Source organism: Gottfriedia luciferensis, from assembly GCF_001712755.1.
Classification (GTDB): Bacteria; Bacillota; Bacilli; order Bacillales; family Bacillaceae_G; genus Gottfriedia; species Gottfriedia luciferensis_B.
The window spans coordinates 15,785-36,171 of record NZ_MDKC01000037.1; the positions used below are offsets into that span (position 1 = coordinate 15,785).

Here is a 20,387-nt window from a genome sequence, read left to right on the forward strand (position 1 = left end):
CCAGTACAAAAAGTTACAAATAAACCACAAGGGAAATTAAATCCTTGTGGTTATTTTCATTTCTAGACCATATTTAAATAGGGAGTTAATTTATCTTCTTATATTCCTTAAACCATTCAACAAATTTAGCTATACCGTCTTCGATTGAAGTAGTTGGACTATATTGAATATCATTTACGAGTTGATCAATATCTGCATATGTTTCAAGTACTTCTCCTGAAATCATCGGCAATAACCGAATAGTTGCTTTTATACCAAGTTGCTTTTCTAAAACTTCGATAAAATAATTTAATTTCACTGGGCTATGGTTACCAATATTATAAAGTTTATAGTAAGAGGAGGATTCTTTTGGTGGCCCATTTTTAATGATTCTTACAATTGATTCAACTACATCATCAATATAAGTAAAATCTCGTTTCATATTTCCATAATTATAAACGTCTATTGGTTGTCCGTTAGTGATTGCATTAGCAAATTTATATAATGCCATATCAGGTCTACCCCATGGTCCATAGACCGTAAAAAAACGCAATCCAGTCGTAGGTAGATTAAACGTATGACTATAAGAATGTGCCATTAATTCATTTGCTTTTTTTGTGGCTGCATATAAACTAATTGGTTGGTCAACTCGATCATCAATTGAAGAGGGAGATTTTTTATTATTCCCATAAACAGAGCTAGAAGAAGCGTATATGAGGTGTTTAATTTGATGATTTTTACAACACTCTAAAATATTAGCAAAACCTACAAGGTTTGATTGGATGTATGACCCTGGATTTTCTAAGCTATATCTCACTCCAGCCTGTGCTGCTAGATTAATGACTAGATCGAAATTATATTTTACAAATAGCTCTTCTAGAATCTCCATTTCATGTATTGAGCCATTAATGAAACTGAAATGTTCATATTTCTTTAAAATTTCCAATCTATCAAATTTTAGACGTCTGTCATAGTAGTCATTTATATTATCAATTCCAATGACTTGAAAACCTTGTTCTAATAGGCGTCTGCTTAGATGAAATCCAATAAATCCGGCACATCCAGTAATTAAGATGCGCATAGTATCAGTTTTTTTAATGTTAAAAACCTCCTTATCTAACAAGAGTTGGAATATCATATGATGGAGAAAACGACAAAGTTCGAATACATATAGAAATATGTATATAACTAGATTAGGGAAAATACTTTTTTAATAGAATACACATATACCCTCACAATACTTGGACAAAATCATATGATTACATTAGGTCTAAATACACTTAGGGCAATAAAAGTAAATATGCAACTATTTATTACATTTCATTAAAAAGAAATGTGAATTTTTTTATGGGCTCTAAAAAAGTAGGAGGGAGAAATTGAATAATATAATTATTGAGCCATGGATTGTCGATGAGCTTATTCATGATGAATTCTATGTGCCAGAATATATTGAAAAAATTGGGCTTGAAGTACTTAAGTTTTATGATCTTCAAGTAAATAGCATGCAAGTAATAACGACGAAAGCTGACAAAGGCGGAGCAATTTGGAAAATTGAAACAAACGAAGGTCCAAAAAGTTTTAAGCTTTTACACAGAAGACCTACTAGAAGTATGTTTAGTTTAGGAGCTCAGAAGTATTTAGTTGAGGTTCAGCAGGCTAGAGTTCCAAGCATCGTTCGAACTAGAGATGGCGAGGAGTATGTAGAAGCAGGTGGAAAGCTATGGTTCGTTGCAGAATGGATTGAAGAGCTGGCACCAGTTTCTAAAGATTTAGAAGGTGCTAAGCAGTTATGTTATGCTCTTGGTGAGTTTCATCGATTAAGTAAAGGTTATGTACCACCGATCCAAGCAGAAATTGCATCAAGATTGCACAAATGGCCAAAAAGCTATGAAAAAGTATATAACAAAATGAATTGGTTCAGAACAATTGCCTTAGCTTATGAAGAAATGCCTGCTAGTCAGGATTTATTAAATGTGGTAGATATATTTCAAGAACAAGCAAGAAAGAGTATGGAAGACCTCAATAATTCAGGTTACTTTAATATGGTGAATGAAGGAAATGCGAGCTGGGGCTTAGTTCACCAAGATTACGGATGGTCGAATGGTCAAATGGGTCCAAATGGAATGTGGATCATTGATCTAGATGGAGTTGCATATGATTTGCCAATTCGTGACCTTAGAAAACTAATATCTGGTACAATGTCTGATTTATTCGCTTGGGATGCTACATGGGTAAGGGAAATGATTAACGCATATCACGAAGCTAATCCAATTTCTAAAGAATTATATGATGTATTAATGATTGATTTTTCAATGCCAAATGAATTTTATAAGAATATTAAAGAAGTACTTTATGAACCAGAATTATTTTTAGGTGAAACTACTAAACAATTAATTCAATCAATTGTTGACTTAGAGCAGTCAAAATGGGCAACATTGAATGAAGTTCGCAACGACTGGAGTGGAAAAGAATGAAAATATTAATGGTATGTACAGAAAACCTACCAGTGCCTCCAGTTTTAGGTGGTGCGATTCAAACTTATATTGCAGGAAGTTTACCTTATTTAAGTAAAGTACACGATATAACAGTACTAGGCGTTAATGATCCAACATTACCAGATGAAGAAACAATTGACGGTGTAAATTATGTACGTGTACCAGGGAAAGTATTAGAACTATATCGTGAAGGTGTAGTTGAATACATTAAAGGAAATCAATTTGATTTAATCCACATTTTTAACAGACCACGTCTTGTTCTTCCGATTAGAAAAGTAGCACCAAATTCAAAGATTACGTTAAGTATGCATAATGACATGTTTAATATTGGGAAAATTGCTGTTGATGAAGCGAATTTAGTATTAGAAGAAGTTTCAAGTATCGTTACAGTAAGTGATTATGTAGGAAATGTAATTCGTGAACTTTATCCTCAAAGTGCAAATAAAATTAGAACGATCTACTCAGGTGTTGATTCTGACCGTTTCTTACCTGGTAATGATCCTAAAATGATTAGTACGAGAAACACACTTAGAAAAGAGTATGGTTTAGAAAATAAAACAGTTATTTTATTTGCAGGAAGACTTTCAGAAAACAAAGGCGTAGATCGTCTAATTAGAGCATTGCCAACACTTTCAAAAACCTTCAAAGATTTAGCTTTAGTCATCGTAGGAAGCAATTGGTTTAGTCAAAACAATGTAACAGATTATGTTGCTTATATTCGTGCTATCGCAAAAAAACAAGATGTACCGATTATTACAACAGGTTTTGTATCACCTTTTGAAATCCACAACTGGTTTGCAGTAGCAGATTTATTTGTCTGTACTTCATTATGGCAAGAGCCTCTTGCAAGGGTTCACTATGAAGCTATGGCAGCTGGACTTCCAATTGTAACAACTGCTCGTGGTGGAAATCCTGAAGTCATTATTCCAGGTGAAAATGGATTAATCGTAGAAAATCCAGTTGATCCGGATGAATTCGCTACCAAAATTACAGAAATATTATCAAATAAAACGCTAATGAAGAATATGGGAATAAAAGGTAGAGAACTTGCCGTTACTAAGTATTTATGGAGTCGTGTAGCAAATGAAATTCTATCTACATGGAGCCAAACTGAATATGCCTCATCTATTTCATCAGAACAATTAGAACAATATGAACCTCAAACATTGTTTAAAACTGCAGTACAAAATACACAGTTGAATTTAGCTAATGACAACGTATCTGAATTAAACGAACAACCGACGGCAGAAATCATTGAAATAATCGAACCAACTGTAGAAATAGAACCAACTATTGAAATAGAAAAAACTACTGAACCAATAGTAGAAGTACCAAAACCAGTAACTCAGTCCGAAATCAAAACTCTTGAAGAATTGCTAGCAATCCTAGTTGAGAAAGCAAAATCAGTTCCTAAAGAAAAAGTAGTCGCAAAAGTAACGGAAGAATTTTCAACTAATACGAATCCAAGATTAAGGATTAGAAGAGTAACTGATCAGGGCGTAAATAATGCAACCTCAAATTCAAACCTAAACTTAAACCAAAGACCATATGCAAATGAAGTAAGTAGAGTAGAAAATAGGGTTAACAATCTATCTAATACTAATTCAGAACCTTTTAGATTGAAGAAAATTCCTAGCGTCATTGAAATGCATAGAAACAGAAATCGTTAAAAGATCATTTTTTTGAGGAATTTGTCTAAATAGAAAGAGGCTGTCTCATAAGTTTAAAGACTTTTGAGGTAGCCTTTTTTAGTTTGAAAATTATTTATTGATGACCGTGTTCCAAATAGAGCAACTTATGGACAAGTGAACGCTGCTGATCAAGTTACGAACACCGCTCAATTAAAGTTAAAATGGCTAAATTAACGCCAAAACTGATGCAATGAATGACAACAAACAACACTCCTGGAACGACAAAAATGGCCAAATTAACGCTAAAAATAGCGTAATAAAGGTTAATTATCATGAACAGCAAATTTGGTTTATCTAAGACTTAAATCGATTGATTAACGCCAATCTAGGTGAAAGGAATGGCAATAGCGAGGATGAATAATCTCTCTTAAATAACGTTTAAATTAGCCCAATGATTGCCCATGCCGAGGCAATTAATCTTCAAATCGCATATGTAAAACATGGATTCAAGTAACAATAAAAGTCTCTTAAATAAATTTATTTTTTTGCAAGAATACCTATAAACACTATCTTTTAATAGGTTGGTTTAATGTCTTGAAAATAAATTTATAGGCGAAAAAACTCTAGTTTTTAAGACATAAACTTTCTAAACATAATAGGTATATATGGTGACAAGACCTCCTTCATTTACATATAAAGTAGAATGAACAAATGTTTGGAGGCAAGTCAAATGAAAATCCGCAAGGCTATTATTCCCGCTGCTGGTCTCGGGACACGTTTTTTGCCAGCAACAAAAGCGTTGCCAAAAGAAATGTTACCTATAGTTGATAAGCCAACTATTCAATATATCGTTGAAGAAGCTGTTGCTTCTGGAATTGAAGAAATCATTATTATTAGTGGTAGAGGCAAGCGAGCAATCGAGGATCATTTTGATAAATCATATGAATTAGAAGAATCATTATCTCGAAAAAACAAGCTAACTGTTTTGGAAGAAATGCAGAAAATATCCAATATGGTGAAAATCTTTTATGTGCGTCAAAAGGAACCGAAAGGATTAGGAGACGCAATATTATGTGCTAAGAGTTTTATAGGAGATGAACCATTTGCTGTTTTGTTAGGAGATGACATCGTTATGTCTACAACACCTTGCTTACAGCAAATTATTAATGTTTACGAGAAATATAATGCCCCGGTTATTGCTGTTCAGAATGTTCCTGATGAAGAAGTAAGTAAATATGGTGTTATCAAACAAAAAGAAAGTACTTACGATACAAACACAAATCTATTTCAGGTTGAGTGTCTAGTAGAAAAACCAAAATTGAAAGATGCCCCATCAAATTATGCAATTATGGGACGTTACATCCTTACTCCAGAGATTTTTGACATTTTAGCAACAATTTCTGTGGGACAAGGCTGTGAATTACAATTAACAGATGCGATTAATGAATTAAATAAAAATCAATTTGTCTTAGCATATAATTTCGAAGGTAAACGATATGATATCGGACATAAAATCGGATTTATAATGGCTACAATTGATTTTGCGATTAATAGAGAAGATATAAAAGATGAGGTAATCGCTTTCTTAAATGAGGTCATATCTGATCATGCTCTAAATATGAAGAATCAGGAAGTGGATTGACTTGAAAATTTCTATATTAGGTACGGGCTATGTCGGTTTAACAACAGGAGTCTGTTTAGCAGAGATTGGTCACTCAGTAACTTGTATTGATATAAATGAACTTAAAATAAAGAATTTGTGTGCAGGTATTTCTCCAATTTATGAACCAGGAATTGAAGAGTTAATAATTAATAATATTAAGTTAGGAAGATTATCATTTACAACTTCATACGATAAGGGGTTAGAAGATGCTAAGGTTATTATCGTTGCAGTAGGTACCCCTCAAAGAGAAGATGGGGCCGCAAATTTATCCTATCTTGAGGGTGCAGCGATTGATATCGCAAAAAATATTAAACAAGACGTAATTATTGCGATAAAAAGTACTGTTCCAGTTGGAACAAATGAAGTAGTAAAGGAAATTATTCAACAAAATTGTAGTAAAGATATTGTGGTTGACGTTGTTTCAAATCCAGAGTTTCTAAGACAAGGTTCGGCAATTAAAGATACGATGGAAGCAGATCGAATCATTATCGGTAGCAATAATCAAGAGTCTGCCAGAATTGTTGAAGAAATGTATAAACCATTAAATGTACCGATTTTAATTACTAGCATTCGTAGTGCAGAAATGATTAAATATGCATCCAATGCATTTTTAGCTAGCAAAATAAGTTATATCAATGAAATTGCTAATCTATGTGAAGCACTCGGTGCAAATGTAGAAGATGTAGCTAAAGGAATGGGGAAAGATAAACGAATTGGTGAAGCATTTTTATATGCTGGAATAGGTTATGGCGGCTCTTGTTTCCCAAAGGATGTTAAAGCATTATTGCATACAGCCGGGATAAATGGGGTTGAATTTGGTTTTCTAAAGGAAACTATTTCTATTAATAATTATCAACGTGAATTACTGGTAAAGAAAGCAATTGAACGATTTGGTATATTAAAAGGGAAGAAGATTGCATGTCTAGGATTATCGTTTAAACCAGATACAGACGATATGAGAGAAGCACCTTCTATCAATATCATAAATTCTTTAACAGAATTAGGAGCAGAAGTCATTGCGTATGACCCTGTTGCAATTGACAACGCAAAAAAAATACTAGGAAACAATTTAACGTACGCTCATTCAATAAATGAATGTGTAACGGATACAGATGCAATTTTTATTGTTACTGAGTGGAGAGAATTTAGAGAACTTGACTTACCTAGCATACTAAAGAAAATGAAGAATCCAATCATTTTTGACGGAAGAAACTGTCTGAGGGAAGAAAAAATAAGAGATTGTGAGAAAATAGAATATTACCCAGTTGGTAAACCGTCCATAATTCAATAAAAATGAAAAACGACTTCAAACTTAATTGAAGTCGTTTTTATTATTTTACTCATTTTGTTCATGTAAAGGACGGTAAATCGATTTGACGAATTTATGTTTAAGATAAGGGAGAATTTTTTTTCTACGATTTACTAATCTGCCTACAATTGCCTTTTTGTCTTCCTTTGATAATAACCAATCATCAGGTATTACTTCTACAATTTCTTCTAAAAGCAGTACCGGGAATCTTTGGATGATTTGCAGTTGTTCATTAAATTCTTCTTCACTTTTTATATATTGGGACATGAATTGATGAGTTGAACTTTTCATAATATTTTGAGGCAAAGTTTCTAACTCTGAAGTTAACCAGCTATAGGAGCCAAATGCTTCAGCATGGTCAATGATCCAAAGTTTAAATTGATCTAAATTTTCTTCGCGAAGTAAAATGTTTTTTCGAGTACGGTCTCCATTACAGAGCCAATAATCGAATAAAATGATACCTGCAAGCTGATTGTTATTTAAAATACTAGGAACTGATACAACTTGGTGCCCATTTAACGTTTCAGGTACATATAAAGAAGCAAATTGAAACTTTGAATGTTGAACTTCTTCCATGACTAAATCCGGTATTGTTTTTGAAAATTCTTCAGGAATTGATACGATCTGAGCAAAAGGAACTGGTAAATCTAAAAATCTAGCAATGCAATAGGCAACCCATTCGTTTGGTAATGTTTTCTCAAATCCAGACCGAAAATATTTCACAACATAATCTCTACCATCACTAAATGTAATTAAATGAGCATTGGATTTTCCTTCTAGTTTTTTAATATAGGAAACTGGTTCAATCATTTTGAATCACATCACTATTATTACTTTTACCAAATTTCAGCAGATATTCACGATAAATATCGGCTACTTTATGAATAGCAAAATTATTTTCGACATGGTTGATTGCATTTTGCGATAGCTTTTCATGAAACTTCTTATTATCAACGATTGAATATATTTTTTTAACAGCATCTTGAACATCATGTCCTCGAAACAGCATACCTGTTTCACCTTGAAGAACGATTTCCGAAATAGGCATTATATTAGAAGCAACAACTGGCACACCACATGCCATAGACTCAATAAAGGTATTCCCAAATGATTCTACTTTTGTAGTTGCGATTGTACAACCACCAGATTGAAGCACTTTTGCGTATACATGGGGCATTTGTTGATAAGGAATAACCGGAAACCATTTAATGATATCGGTTAGACCTTCTTCCTTCCAAGCTAATGCAAAGTCCTCTCGCTGAACACTTTGAGCTCCTCCAATTAACCAAATTTCAATATCGGACCGTTCACTTTTTATCAATTTTGCAATTTCAATTAACATTGGCCAGTTTTTTCGTTTATCCACTCTACCGATACAGCACACAATTTTTTTATTGTTTGGAAGGATTGGATTATTTTCGATTGCGATCTCATCCCCTGCTAATGGATGGAAAAATGATGTATCAACACCATTGTAGATTACTTTAATGGGGATATTATCTGTTAAGATGGAAACTAATCTTTTTTGATAATTAGAAGGAACAATTATAGAAACAGGTTCAATGGATCTGAATTTCTTTAAATGAGGTTGTAGTTTTATAAGCTCGGGCGTACGTGCTTCTACAATTACTGGACCTTTATATTTAGCTTTTTGTAACCACTTATATGCAGAACCCGTATCTACTACAATGATTGCGTCATATGCATTGTTTTTAATAATATCAATAATTTCGTTTTCGTCCTTCGTTAAATAGACAGGTGCAACATCTTCCATTATGTGTAATCCACCATGATCTGTTGTGTATAGAAACTCAGTATCAATGCCAAACTTTTTAAAATAAATTGAACGATTCCTCCAGCCAGCATTTACTCCACCAACTGTTAAGAGACGCCAGATTATTAAGACTTTCAAATTTTCCCCTCCTTGGTTTTAAGGTATACAAATAACGTTTAAACCGATTTGAAAACTAATTGTATACACGAATACGGCTTTTTACCGGATTCAAATCTTGAATAGTAGTCCTATTTTAGTTAATTCAAATTGAGGTAAATTGTAAGGGCAATTAACTACTAACTACAAATATTTATTAGGTTAAAAGCAGGAAAACTTACTTCTATTTTTCCTTGCTCAGCATTTAGGGATATGATAATGTATAAGAAAAAGAAGTATTGACTGCAACTTTTAAAATTAATGAAGGATAAACTTCAACACTGGAAGGATTAAAAAATAATGGAACGACCTAATTTTAAATTGTTAGTTAAGGAAAAATTTTCACAATTATCACCAGGGCAAAAAAAAGTAGCGACATATATGATTGAAAATCTTGAGGAGTGTGCTTTTAAAACTGCTTATCAAATTGGAAAAAAAGCTGAAGTAAGTGAAACAACGGTCATTCGTCTTTCATATGCACTCGAATTTGAAGGCTTCAGTGATATGCAGTTATGTGTTCAAAATGAGTTTCTTCATTTAAACAAAGCCGATTATATAAAAGAAAAAGAAGAGTTAAAAAATGCAGAAGGACAAAATACTTTTACAAAAATTATCGAAAATGAAGTAAATATTTTAAGAAATTTATTACAACCTTCAAATATTAAGGAAATTTCAAAAGCTATTGAAGCAATTATAGACGCTGATCAAGTGTTAATAGTTGGTCATCGAGTATCTCATATAGCTGCATACTGGTTTTCGAATACGTTAAGCTCAATTAGAAGTAACGTATTGTATTGTTCTCCAGCAGGTGACTTTTATGAAAAGTTTTGTAATTTAACAGAAAAATCAGTTGTTGTTGCATTTTCTTTTCCAAGGTATGCAAAGGAAACATTAACAATTGCAGAATGTACGAAAGAAAATGGAGTAAGTTTAATTTCAGTCACTGATCGATTATTATCACCAATTGGACGAATAGCAGATATTGTTCTAACTACAGAAGAAAATGTGGAAAGTGGTTCTAACTCGGTAGCATCAGTTATTAGTCTATTAAATTTAGTGATTGCGGGATTATATGAAAAAGACCAAAAAAGAATTCAAATGTATCAACAAAAATTGGAAAAAATTTATTCTACCTATGAAGTGTTTATAGAATAGAAAAAACAGTTAGGAGAAAATCGTATGAATCCACAATCTTATCTAGATCATAATAAAGAAACTATTTTACAAACATACCAGGATTTACATAAGCTAGCTGAGCCTAGTTGGCACGAAGAAAAAACAGCAAAGTATTTAAGAGAACGACTAAAGAATGCAGAAGTTGAGATTAAAACGTTTAAAAATCATTTTGGATTTATTGCTGAAATTAAGGGGCAAAACGATACAGTTGTTGCGCTAAGAGCTGATATGGATGCACTAGTCCAAGAAGTTGATGGTGTTGTAATGGCAAACCACTCATGTGGTCATGATGCTCATAGTACGATGGTTTTATATGCAGCGTTGGCGATATCTGAAAGTGGTATAAAGCCAAATCATACGATTCGATTTATCTTCCAGCCAGCCGAAGAAAAGGGTGAAGGAGCCCTTCAAATGATGGAAGATGGTGCATTAGACAATGTCATTTCATTGTTTGGCGTACACTTAAGACCAGAAAGAGAAGTACCTTTTCAAAAGGCATCTCCAGTAATCATACATGGATCTGCTGAAACGATTAAAGGCACAATTCGAGGGATTCAGGCTCACGCATCTAGACCACAAGATGGTATTAATGCGATTGAAGTAGCTGCTGAAATAGTCAATAAATTAAAACGAATAAATTTAAATACGGATATCCCTCATTCGATTAAAATGACCCAAATTCAAACTGAAAATGAAGCATCCAATACGATACCAGAAACGGTAAAGTTTTCACTTGATGTTAGAGCGCAAACAAATGACATTATGAATCAATTAAACGCCCGCACAGTAGAGGTTTTTGAGGAAACGATGATTGAAACAAAAGCTAAAATTTCATGGTCTATGGAAGAGTTTGTTCCAGCGGCCGTACAAAACGAGCAGGCAATAAAAATTACCGAAAGAGCCATTGCTGAAGTGATCGGACATGAAAACTTAGTGCCTGAATGCATTTCAAATGGTGGTGAGGATTTCCATTTCTATACAAATAAATATCCTCAAATTGCGGCTACAATGGTCGGTTTAGGATGTGGATTAACTCCGGGGTTACATCATCCTCATATGAGTTTTAATTTAGAAGCACTTCATTATGGAGCGAAAATTTTAACTCAAACGGTTTTATTAGCATCAGAACAAGAACAATTAAGAGGTGAGGCAAATGCTAAACAAACTGAATCATTCTGAAGTTAATACAAGAATTAAGATCCGTGCTCTACATTCCATCGAAGAAATGGGGCAGGTACGAGAACTAGAATCTAAAATTTGGGGTTTTGAAGATTCAATTCCCACGCATCAAACAATTACAGCTGCAAAAAATGGTGGCTTAGTTTTAGGTGCATATTTTGACGATAAACTAATTGGATTTCAATATAGTTTTCCTGGTTATGATGGACAAAATGTTTATCTTTGTTCTCATATGCTTGGAATTGATCAAGAATTTCGTAATAAAGGGATTGGAAAACTACTTAAAATTGCCCAGCGAGAAGAAGCGCTTAAACTAAGCTATAAATTGATTACTTGGACTTATGATCCATTAGAAACCGCAAATGGATATTTAAATATTTCTAAGTTAGGTGGAGTTTGTAGTACGTATATTGAAAACTGCTATGGAGAAATGGAAGACTTATTGAATAGTGGAATTCCATCTGATCGTTTTTTAGTTGAATGGTATATTGCAAAAGAGGAAAAGGAGAATTTGAGACCATTTGAACTAGATGAAGCAGTTAAAAATTCGCTTATTAAATGGGAAGAAAATAATGACGGATTACCAGTGCCGATTAAAAATGATTCCCTAGATAATAACGATCTAGCCTTTGTTGCAGTACCAAAGGATTTCCGAACAATTAGAGAAACGAATAGTAAAATTGCAACCCAGTGGCGAATGCTTACTAGAGAGTCCTTTAAAAAATTATTTCAAAGCGGATGGAAAGTCAGTGGATTTTATAAGAATTCAGACTCGGAAATGCCAGTTCATTTTTATGTACTAAAAAAATAAAAAGGAAAATAAGGGAGAGTTCGGAAATGAAAATTAAAAAAATAATATTACGCCATATGAAGCTAGATTTATTGCATCCATTTACAACGAGCTTTGGTACTGAATATGACCGTGAATTTATTCTATTAGAAGCGATAAGCGAAGACGGAATATCAGGTTGGGCTGAATCAGTTGCTATGCTTGATCCGCTTTATAATGAAGAAACTTTAAAAACAAATTGGCATATTCTAGAAGATTATTTAATTCCAATCGTGTTAAATAATGAAATTAACCATCCAGACGAAATTTCCGAAAAGTATTTCTCACATATACGTGGGAACTATATGGCCAAAGCTGCCATAGAAGGCGCAATTTGGGATCTTTATGCTAAGCAAGAAAATATCTCACTTTCAACTGCGTTAGGTGGAACTAAAAAGGAAATCGAAGTAGGAGTAAGCATTGGAATTCAAGATTCAATCGATTCAACAATTAACATTATCGAAAACCGACTTGCAGAAGGCTATAAGAGATTTAAATTAAAAATTAAACCAGGCTGGGATCTTGAACTGATTGATAAAGTACGAAAAGTTTATCCAACTATTCCTTTAATGGCGGATGCTAATTCAGCATACACATTATCTGATATGGATCAATTAATTGCATTAGATGATTATAATTTAATGATGATTGAACAACCACTTGCATACAACGATATTATCGATCACGCAGATTTACAAGAAAGAATGAAAACGCCAATCTGTTTAGACGAGAGTATTCACTCACTAGAAGATGCTAGAAAAGCAATAAAGCTAGGAAGCTGTAAAATTATTAATATTAAAATTGGTCGAGTTGGGGGACTAACTCAATCAAGAAAAATACATGATCTATGCCAGGAAAATGGAATTCCATTATGGTGTGGTGGAATGCTAGAATCAGGAATTGGAAGAGCCCATAATATTGCAATCACATCATTACCGAACTTCATTCTACCTGGAGACACTGCGGCATCTGCATTATACTGGGCAGAAGACATAATCGAACCAGAAGTAACTGTAGAAAATGGAATGATCACCGTACCAACAAAACCAGGTATCGGGTACGACCCACACATTCAAAATATTGAAAAATATACAATCAGTACGAAAGTTTACAATAAGAATTAAATACAAGGGGGATGGAGGGGACACAAACCTAAATTTATGGTTTGTGTTTTTTTCGTGATAATAATTTTGATATAAACTTCAAATCAACCTTACTTTTACTGGATAATGTTTAGTTTTGAATGATTCTTATTCAAATTATAGTTATTTCTTCTATTTTATCGAATCTGATAAACTATTTTCTCATGATGCCAAGCTTTATTTGCAGTTTTTAAAGTTTTAATTGCAGATTTAACTTTTTTAATTGCGGATTTGCCAAATTTAATTGCAGTTATGGCTACTTTAATTGCACTTGAACAGATTTAATTGCAGTAATAGCATATTTAATTGCACTACACAGATTTATTCGTAGTCTCAACATTTTCAAAAGCGTGAAAACCCAAACCTAAATAAAAGGTTTGGGTTCAATTGTTCTTAATCTTCTTCCTTAATCTTGCTTTTAATCTTTTCCTTGATTCTTTTCACTTGTTCTTCGTACTTCTCAATATCCTTTATTTCACCTTTACCATAGCGAACCGAGTTATATGCATTAATTAGTTCATCTTCATTCGGAATTTGTATTCGCTCCAACCACTCTTTTAATGTTTCATTTTGGTTTCGCCCCATCTTGTATTTAGAGGCGTATTTTTGAAGTTGGAAGATTAGTTTTCTGATTTGCTCTGTTGGGGCAGAGTGTTTGAAAAATCGTCTTTTTTTCCTCTTGTGTTCTGGTATTGCATTATATTCGATGCTGATTTCTTGTTTAACAGTATGTTTTTCATTACGTATATAAGTAAGCTTTCTTATAACTAGCCAAATTACGATTAAAACGATCATCAGTAATAATAACCATACCCAAGTAGGAGTCGACTCTAAAATGTAATGGTGATTACGTATATTTTGTGGAATTTTATCTTCAGCACTTGAATTTTGACCTAGCTTAATTTTTTTCTCTTTTATAGTGATGTGATCTACATAGTTAAAGAAAGGAGTTCCTAAAAATCCAACTGCACTAAATAAACCGTCCAGTAATTTAAAAATCGCCCACTTTAAGATCGGTAATATTAACATTATGGTACCAGTAAGCAGTGCTGCTATACTAATTGATCCTATAATTCCTCGATAGTTATTAATAGTTTGGGTAGTGACAGCTTGTTGAAAATATCTACCTAAACTAAATAGAATTGTAAAAATGATTATGATCCATAATATCAAACTCATATGAGAGTAATGTGAAGTCCAGCCAAAAAAGAGGACGATCAAACTCGTTAAATAAAAAGTGATTTGTAATTTATTTCGTTCTTCGATCCATAACGAAGTGTCTTTAAGAAAAGCTTCAAGTCGAAAATAGATAAAGCTAGCACATAAAATAGATGTCACTGAATTTAAGCCAAGAGTATAACTGATTCCTCCAGAAATAATGGCTGCTAGATACGGAATAACTCGTGATACTTGAGCCTTTCGTAATGAGTAATGTAAAAATAGATTTCCAATCATAAAAATACAAATGATTGCCAAAGTAGGTGGCAGTTGATTTTTTGCTTCATATATAAATAGAACGATTAAATAGAGTAATAGATATTCTAATGAAAAAAAGTATGTAGAAAGTAAACGTAAAATCATTTCATTATCCTTTCGACTTAATGTTGTCCAAATGGAACAAGCTTTGGACTTTCTAAATCATCTTGTAGATAATAGATGCTTTGGCCACGTTTTCGCATTTGAGTGAAATATCGATCTCCATGCTTACCGAACGGGCCACATAAAATAATTACAGGAGATTTTCGTTGTTGCTTTTCTACGTAATGTAGTAATCGATCAATCGGCTGAGTCATTCTTGCACCATTAATTCGAGCAAGAATATCGTAAGTTTTACCTAGTTGAGATTTACCTCCACCAATTGGTAAATGATAAACAGGAACGCCACTTTCCATGTTCAAATTTAGAAATATTTCATAATTAATATTTTTTAATGCAGCGTATTGGACTATAAAGGCAATATTACTAGCAATTGATTCGATGTTTTCAATGATACTTAATCTAAAATTATCATGATGAGTATCTCGTAAATTGATAATAAATGTAATTGAATAGTCAGCAGTTTTTTCATAAATTTTCGTTTGAAGAACTTGAGTTTTAGCACTAGCTTTCCAGTGAATTCGATGAAATGAGTCCGAATAGACATAGTCTCTTGTTCCAATCGGAGCTAGAAAATCTTCAAACATACTAGTATTTGTTACAAAACTACCATATGAGTTAGTTGAAATTATTTGATCAATTTGAGGTACAGGAATTAAAGTAGGATAAATAATAATTTCTTTATGTAAAAATGGTTTATAGGTCAAATATAGATAGCCTAAACTAAAGAAATTAGAAATTTTTAATTCTACTTGTTTAATTCTAGTAACACCACGTTTATTAGCTGAGAGCGGTAATGTAATCTGAATCGTTTCGTTACCTTTTAGTTGAATTGGGATCATTAGTTCTAAATTTGAATCGCTACTAACTGCTTTAAAATTTATACTTTCTACTATAGGTTCTAATTTTATTCGAACTGTTGCGTTAATAATTGGTAACCAATGATTCTGGGTTATCTTAATAGGTAAATTAAATTGCTCTCCGACGGAAACTCGAATGGGTTCCTTGTCGTTTTCGATGACAAGGTGATCAGCAATATGTTTTAAATAGTATCGACTCATCAAACTAATAATGATTAAAAATCCTCCTAAAAACATTAATAAATAAGAAGATTGATAGACATTAATGATTAGAAATATGACCCCGAAAATAATTAAGATATCAAGTGAATTTTTGCCATGTATTTCTTTATTCCAAGTCATTTATTGACCAGCTCCAGCTTCTACAGGAACTTCAACTTGATTTAAAACTGATTCTATAACTTGTGTAGCATTTTTCTTTATGGATGCCTCAAGGGTCAAGACTAATCTGTGTGAAAGGAGATAAATCGCAACATCCTTCACATCTTGTGGAGTGACGAATGATCTATTGTTTATATATGCTTTACCTTGTGAAGCTCTCATTAGTGCCAATGTACCACGAGGACTAATGCCGAGTTGAATATCTTCATGATTTCTCGTTGTATGAATAATGTTTAAAATATAATCCTCTACTTCTTCTGAAATTGTAACAGTTTTCACCTGTTCTTTCATTTCATCAATTTCTTCTAAAGTTAGTACATTTTTTAAATTCGAAAATGGAGTATTTGAACGATAAGACTTCATAATACTTTTTTCCTCTTCAAATGTAGGGTATTTCAAACTAATTTGCATGAAAAATCGATCCATTTGTGCTTCAGGTAATGGAAATGTACCTTGTTGTGATTCAATAGGATTTTGGGTTGCTATCACGATAAACGGATTTGGGAGAGGAATCGTTTCTCCATCGATTGTTACCTGGCGTTCTTCCATTACTTCTAATAAACTAGCCTGGGTTCTAGGTGTAGCACGATTAATCTCATCTGCTAATAAAATATTCGTCATAACAGGACCGATTCGAAGTTGAAAGTCTTGTTCTTTTGGATGAAAAAATTGAATACCTGTTACATCACTAGGTAATAAATCTGGAGTAAATTGAATTCTTTTAAATGAACCGTTAATCGTTTTGGCAAAACTTTTAGCTAACTGTGTTTTTCCAGTACCAGGGACACTTTCCAATAGAATATGCCCATTATTAATAAGAGCGATGAAAATCATTTCAACGACATCTTCTTTACCAATTATCACGTGACTAATCTCTTTCTTTAATTGCAATAACTTTTCTGATCTATTCATTTTTCTCTCCTTATCTTTTAAAACGTTTTAAGCATTATTAAATCTGTTTAAAAATCGAAAAAATGTTGAATATGCTATTATTTTAATAGTTAAACAATAGTAAAGTCCAATAATTCTCAATTTTTAAAATCTATTAAAGTGAACACTAAATATTAGTTGATATTTTTAAAAAAACACTGTAGAATATAATTTTTGTTTACTAAAAAATGGAAATTACTTAAAAGACGGAAATTCCGAAACGCCGGTGACAAACTAAAGTTTTTAAGAATCATAAAGAGTATTAAATGAAGATGAGGATAAAAATATGATTAATTAAAGGTTCCGGATTGTTTTGTCTTTTCCTATACCATGCATTTCATTGAACCTCGCTTTAACAGGAGAGAAAAAGATGAAAAAAATAATGATAGTATTAGCTACCTGCTTTTTTGCTTTAGTTTGCGGGTGTACAAAAAATAATCAAGATGAACAAAAAGTAAAAGAAGATAAACAAAATACAGAACAAGTTAAAGAGCCAAAAGAGCCTATTAAAAAAATAAATCAGGAAGTTACAAAGGTGACTGTTGGTGCCGTGGGTGACTTGTTAATTCATAATGAAGTATATGAAGATGCTAGGCTTCCTAATGGTGTATATAACTTTAATAAAATGTTTGATGAAGTTAGAAAAACGATGGAAAAGCCAGATATTTTAGTAGCAAATCAAGAAACGATGATTGGGGGAAAGCAATTCGGATTATCTACTTATCCAGCGTTTAACAGTCCATTTGAGGTTGGAGATGCGCTCAAAGGGGCTGGGGTTGATTTTGTAACACTGGCCAATAATCATTCGCTTGATCGAGGTGAAAAAATTATACGAAGTGCAATTTCCCATTGGGACGCTATTCATATGCCATATACAGGGGCTTTTAAATCACAAGCAGATCATGACCAAATTAGAGTGATAAATAAAAATAATATTCGATTTTCATTTCTTGCTTACACATTTGGTACAAATGGGATTCCCGTTCCTAAAGGAAAAGATTATTTAGTAAATTTGATCGACCTTGCCAAAATACGTAGTGATGTTGCAAGGGCAAAGAAAGTATCAGATGTAGTAGTAGTTGCTATGCATTGGGGGATTGAATATGAAAGAATGCCAAACAATACCCAAAAGAATCTTGCAAAACAATTGGCTGATATGGGAGTTCAAATTATTATTGGAAATCATCCACACGTCCTGCAACCGCCGGCATGGATCACTGGAAAAATGGGGAATAAATCAATTGTTTTTTATTCATTAGGAAATTACTTATCAGCTCAAGATGAAATTTATGAGTTAATTGGTGGAATGGGTACAATTGATGTGGTTAAAACTCGAACTGATCAAAATGTAAAAATTGAACTAGAAAATCCAAGTTTTTTTCCTACTTATAATTACTATCGTGATAATCGCAATTTTAAAATTATGTCTTTGGAAAATATTAATGAAGTTAATCTAAAAAATGGCAAAATGAGATACAACGAAATAATGAACCATATGCGAACAAATATTAAGGATTTAAAAAGTATTCCTGAGGTTCAAAATTAAAACGGTAAAATGGGTAAATCGCAATTAAAATCTTAGAATCGCAAATAAAAAGTCTGATCGCAATTAAAATCTGAGAATCGCAAATAAAAAAGGCAAATCGCAATTAAAATCTTAGAATCGCAAATAAAAAAGGTAAATCGCAATTAAAATCTGAGAATCGCAAATAAAAATACAAATCGCAATTAAAATCTAGGAATCGCAAATAAAAAAGGCAAATCGCAATTAAAATCTGAGAATCGCAAATAAAAAAGGCGAATCGCAATTAAAATCTGAGAATCACAAATAAAAAAGGCAAATCGCAATTAAAATCAGAGAATCGCAAATAAAAAATACAAATCGCAATTAAAATCGCAAATAAACAAGGCAATTCACAATTAAAGTAGATGAAGAATTGACCAAAACAAAATAAAATCAGTTCAAGCACAAAAAAATTACAAAAAAATGTTTGATTACATAAATTTTTACATTAAAATTTTACATCTAATAATCTTCACTACTGACGAAACAATCCGGAAAGCTTATATGCCACAATATAAGCTTTTTTTCTATTCATTAAATAAGTATTTTCTCACAAACTACTTAATAATTGTTTTAATGATTTTTAGCGTACATTTCAACTAGGAAAAAATCTTTTGAAAAACTTTTTTAAAAAATTGTTTATTTTTTTGCAGGGTTTTTAAATTTGTCTTCGTCTAAAGTTATGGAAGAGGAAAAGAGGTGATGCAATGGAGTCGGATGAACAATTAGTAAGGAATATAGTAAAGGGGAATCATCAACTATTTAAAGAATTAATCGTAAGATACCAATCAAAGGTATTTGCAGTAGCATTGAAAGTTTCAAATAACCAAAAGGATGCTGAAGATATTTCGCAAGAAGTCTTTCTCCAATTGTATCGTTCTCTCGAAAACTTTAACGGAGAATCTAGTTTTGCCACATGGATTTATCGAATTACAATGAATAAAGCAATTGATTTTAAAAGAAAACAAGTAAAACAACAGGAAAATGAAACTAGTGAATTACTTTCTACTTTACCAGAAGAGAATTTATTATCACCTGAAGAAGCTTTACTAAAAACGATTGATAAAGAACTTATTCATTCATATTTAATTGAATTGCCACAGGCATATAGCGATGTATTGAAATTATATTATTTTGAAGAACTTACTTATGGGGAAATAGCTTTGAAATTAAATGTAGCCGTTAAAACTGTAGAATCACGTTTATATCGAGCTAAACGATTAATTAAAGACAAGCATAAAGGAGGGATCATTTGAAACATTTAACTTCTGACCAATTATTATCGTATCAACAAAAGAAGCTTTCAAATAAAGAATCTCTTTTGCTTGAACAGCACTTAAATGAATGTATCTCATGCCAGGCGGAGCTTGAACTTTTAAATGAATTAGACAAGGAATGGATGAATCCACCTGAATTTCATTTTTCAGATGATCTAGTGAACGAAATAATGAAACAAACTGAATCAATACAAATTACGGAAAAAACAAATGAAAATAAATCTAAAACGAATTCAAAAAAAGTTCGCTTAATCCATTTAGTGTTGGCTGCTGCAGAAACATTTTTATTCTTCCAATTTCAATTAACTGAACGGATTACAAATTCCAATCGTCACGTTGTACAAACGATTGATCAGACGTCTTCGTTAATTGAAAAAAGTGAAGAAATTAAATTATCAATTCCAATTCCAAAAATTTTGAAAGGAAATAAAAAATAATGGAGGTAC

The 20,387-nt window shown here is 32.4% G+C and carries 17 protein-coding genes; 11 read left to right on the forward strand and 6 right to left on the reverse strand.

Annotation, left to right across the window (positions count from 1 at the left end):
* Nucleotides 1–85 precede the first annotated feature (85 nt).
* A complete protein-coding gene (locus BED47_RS21860; RefSeq protein WP_069035445.1) occupies nt 86–1,060 on the reverse strand; it encodes an NAD-dependent epimerase in 975 nt (324 codons plus the stop codon).
* Nucleotides 1,061–1,355: 295 nt separating this feature from the next.
* Here BED47_RS21860 and BED47_RS21865 point away from each other — a divergent pair, with 295 nt between their 5' ends.
* The 4 genes from BED47_RS21865 to BED47_RS21880 all read left to right on the forward strand — a co-directional run bounded on the left by BED47_RS21865 (nt 1,356) and on the right by BED47_RS21880 (nt 7,059).
* Nucleotides 1,356–2,453, forward strand: a complete 1,098-nt coding sequence (locus tag BED47_RS21865) for a CotS family spore coat protein (protein ID WP_069035446.1) — start codon at nt 1,356–1,358, stop codon at nt 2,451–2,453.
* Entirely contained in the window at nt 2,450–4,144 is a 1,695-nt protein-coding gene (locus tag BED47_RS21870; protein WP_084007039.1) for a glycosyltransferase family 4 protein, read from the forward strand. Before BED47_RS21865 ends, BED47_RS21870 begins: the two co-directional genes overlap by 4 nt.
* A 691-nt stretch (nt 4,145–4,835) precedes the next feature.
* On the forward strand, nt 4,836–5,747 hold the full coding sequence (galU, locus tag BED47_RS21875; RefSeq protein WP_069035447.1) for a UTP--glucose-1-phosphate uridylyltransferase GalU: 912 nt from the start codon (nt 4,836–4,838) through the stop codon (nt 5,745–5,747).
* A 1-nt stretch (nt 5,748) separates the two neighbouring features.
* On the forward strand, nt 5,749–7,059 hold the full coding sequence (locus BED47_RS21880; protein ID WP_069035448.1) for a UDP-glucose dehydrogenase family protein: 1,311 nt from the start codon (nt 5,749–5,751) through the stop codon (nt 7,057–7,059).
* A 45-nt stretch (nt 7,060–7,104) separates the two neighbouring features.
* On the opposite strand, the gene BED47_RS21885 is transcribed toward BED47_RS21880, so the two are convergent.
* Together BED47_RS21885 and BED47_RS21890 are read right to left on the reverse strand one after the other, a co-directional pair.
* Nucleotides 7,105–7,887 (reverse strand): HipA family kinase, encoded by a 783-nt coding sequence (locus BED47_RS21885; protein WP_069035449.1) that lies wholly within the window; start codon nt 7,885–7,887, stop codon nt 7,105–7,107.
* Nucleotides 7,880–8,989, reverse strand: coding sequence for a glycosyltransferase family 4 protein (locus BED47_RS21890; RefSeq protein ID WP_069035450.1), 1,110 nt, complete (start codon nt 8,987–8,989; stop codon nt 7,880–7,882). The genes BED47_RS21885 and BED47_RS21890 overlap by 8 nt, the downstream gene beginning before the upstream one ends.
* Nucleotides 8,990–9,307: 318 nt before the next feature.
* On the opposite strand from BED47_RS21890, the gene BED47_RS21895 reads away from it, so the two are divergent.
* From BED47_RS21895 to menC, 4 genes are read left to right on the forward strand one after another with little or no spacing between them, the layout of a single operon-like run.
* Nucleotides 9,308–10,162 carry a MurR/RpiR family transcriptional regulator gene (locus BED47_RS21895; RefSeq protein WP_069035451.1) on the forward strand — a complete coding sequence of 285 codons (855 nt, stop codon included), beginning with the start codon at nt 9,308–9,310 and terminating at the stop codon, nt 10,160–10,162.
* 24 nt (nt 10,163–10,186) lie between these two features.
* A complete protein-coding gene (locus BED47_RS21900; RefSeq protein ID WP_069035452.1) occupies nt 10,187–11,362 on the forward strand; it encodes an amidohydrolase in 1,176 nt (391 codons plus the stop codon).
* Nucleotides 11,337–12,173, forward strand: coding sequence for a GNAT family N-acetyltransferase (locus BED47_RS21905; RefSeq protein ID WP_069035453.1), 837 nt, complete (start codon nt 11,337–11,339; stop codon nt 12,171–12,173). The genes BED47_RS21900 and BED47_RS21905 overlap by 26 nt, the downstream gene beginning before the upstream one ends.
* A 26-nt stretch (nt 12,174–12,199) precedes the next feature.
* A complete protein-coding gene (gene menC / locus BED47_RS21910; RefSeq protein WP_069035454.1) occupies nt 12,200–13,315 on the forward strand; it encodes an o-succinylbenzoate synthase in 1,116 nt (371 codons plus the stop codon).
* 411 nt (nt 13,316–13,726) lie between these two features.
* Here menC and BED47_RS21915 read toward each other — a convergent pair whose 3' ends face one another.
* Genes BED47_RS21915 through BED47_RS21925 form a run of 3 tightly spaced genes read right to left on the reverse strand, consistent with a single transcriptional unit; the run spans nt 13,727 to nt 17,082 of the window.
* The gene (locus BED47_RS21915) at nt 13,727–14,914 is read right to left on the reverse strand and encodes a hypothetical protein (protein ID WP_069035455.1); all 1,188 of its coding nucleotides are present in this window, start codon (nt 14,912–14,914) and stop codon (nt 13,727–13,729) included.
* 17 nt (nt 14,915–14,931) lie between these two features.
* On the reverse strand, nt 14,932–16,131 hold the full coding sequence (locus BED47_RS21920; protein ID WP_069035456.1) for a DUF58 domain-containing protein: 1,200 nt from the start codon (nt 16,129–16,131) through the stop codon (nt 14,932–14,934).
* On the reverse strand, nt 16,132–17,082 hold the full coding sequence (locus tag BED47_RS21925; RefSeq protein ID WP_069035457.1) for an AAA family ATPase: 951 nt from the start codon (nt 17,080–17,082) through the stop codon (nt 16,132–16,134).
* Between the two features lie 388 nt (nt 17,083–17,470).
* Here BED47_RS21925 and BED47_RS21930 point away from each other — a divergent pair, with 388 nt between their 5' ends.
* The 3 genes from BED47_RS21930 to BED47_RS21940 all read left to right on the forward strand — a co-directional run bounded on the left by BED47_RS21930 (nt 17,471) and on the right by BED47_RS21940 (nt 20,378).
* On the forward strand, nt 17,471–18,646 hold the full coding sequence (locus tag BED47_RS21930) for a CapA family protein (protein WP_069035458.1): 1,176 nt from the start codon (nt 17,471–17,473) through the stop codon (nt 18,644–18,646).
* A gap of 725 nt (nt 18,647–19,371) precedes the next feature.
* Nucleotides 19,372–19,920, forward strand: coding sequence for an RNA polymerase sigma factor (locus BED47_RS21935; RefSeq protein WP_069035459.1), 549 nt, complete (start codon nt 19,372–19,374; stop codon nt 19,918–19,920).
* Complete coding sequence (locus BED47_RS21940; RefSeq protein ID WP_069035460.1) at nt 19,917–20,378, forward strand: hypothetical protein; 462 nt, start codon at nt 19,917–19,919, stop codon at nt 20,376–20,378. Before BED47_RS21935 ends, BED47_RS21940 begins: the two co-directional genes overlap by 4 nt.
* The last annotated feature ends 9 nt before the right edge of the window (nt 20,379–20,387 follow it).

What these genes read in the sequence shown, in the direction of transcription:
- BED47_RS21930 (WP_069035458.1), top strand. Translation starts at nt 17,471, where the DNA reads ATGAAAAAAATAATGATAGTATTAGCTACCTGCTTTTTTGCTTTAGTT.
- BED47_RS21920 (WP_069035456.1), bottom strand. Translation starts at nt 16,131, where the DNA reads ATGACTTGGAATAAAGAAATACATGGCAAAAATTCACTTGATATCTTA.
- BED47_RS21885 (WP_069035449.1), bottom strand. Translation starts at nt 7,887, where the DNA reads ATGATTGAACCAGTTTCCTATATTAAAAAACTAGAAGGAAAATCCAAT.
- BED47_RS21925 (WP_069035457.1), bottom strand. Translation starts at nt 17,082, where the DNA reads ATGAATAGATCAGAAAAGTTATTGCAATTAAAGAAAGAGATTAGTCAC.
- BED47_RS21870 (WP_084007039.1), top strand. Translation starts at nt 2,450, where the DNA reads ATGAAAATATTAATGGTATGTACAGAAAACCTACCAGTGCCTCCAGTT.
- BED47_RS21895 (WP_069035451.1), top strand. Translation starts at nt 9,308, where the DNA reads ATGGAACGACCTAATTTTAAATTGTTAGTTAAGGAAAAATTTTCACAA.
- menC (WP_069035454.1), top strand. Translation starts at nt 12,200, where the DNA reads ATGAAAATTAAAAAAATAATATTACGCCATATGAAGCTAGATTTATTG.
- BED47_RS21915 (WP_069035455.1), bottom strand. Translation starts at nt 14,914, where the DNA reads ATGATTTTACGTTTACTTTCTACATACTTTTTTTCATTAGAATATCTA.
- BED47_RS21900 (WP_069035452.1), top strand. Translation starts at nt 10,187, where the DNA reads ATGAATCCACAATCTTATCTAGATCATAATAAAGAAACTATTTTACAA.
- BED47_RS21905 (WP_069035453.1), top strand. Translation starts at nt 11,337, where the DNA reads ATGCTAAACAAACTGAATCATTCTGAAGTTAATACAAGAATTAAGATC.
- galU (WP_069035447.1), top strand. Translation starts at nt 4,836, where the DNA reads ATGAAAATCCGCAAGGCTATTATTCCCGCTGCTGGTCTCGGGACACGT.
- BED47_RS21935 (WP_069035459.1), top strand. Translation starts at nt 19,372, where the DNA reads ATGGAGTCGGATGAACAATTAGTAAGGAATATAGTAAAGGGGAATCAT.
- BED47_RS21860 (WP_069035445.1), bottom strand. Translation starts at nt 1,060, where the DNA reads ATGCGCATCTTAATTACTGGATGTGCCGGATTTATTGGATTTCATCTA.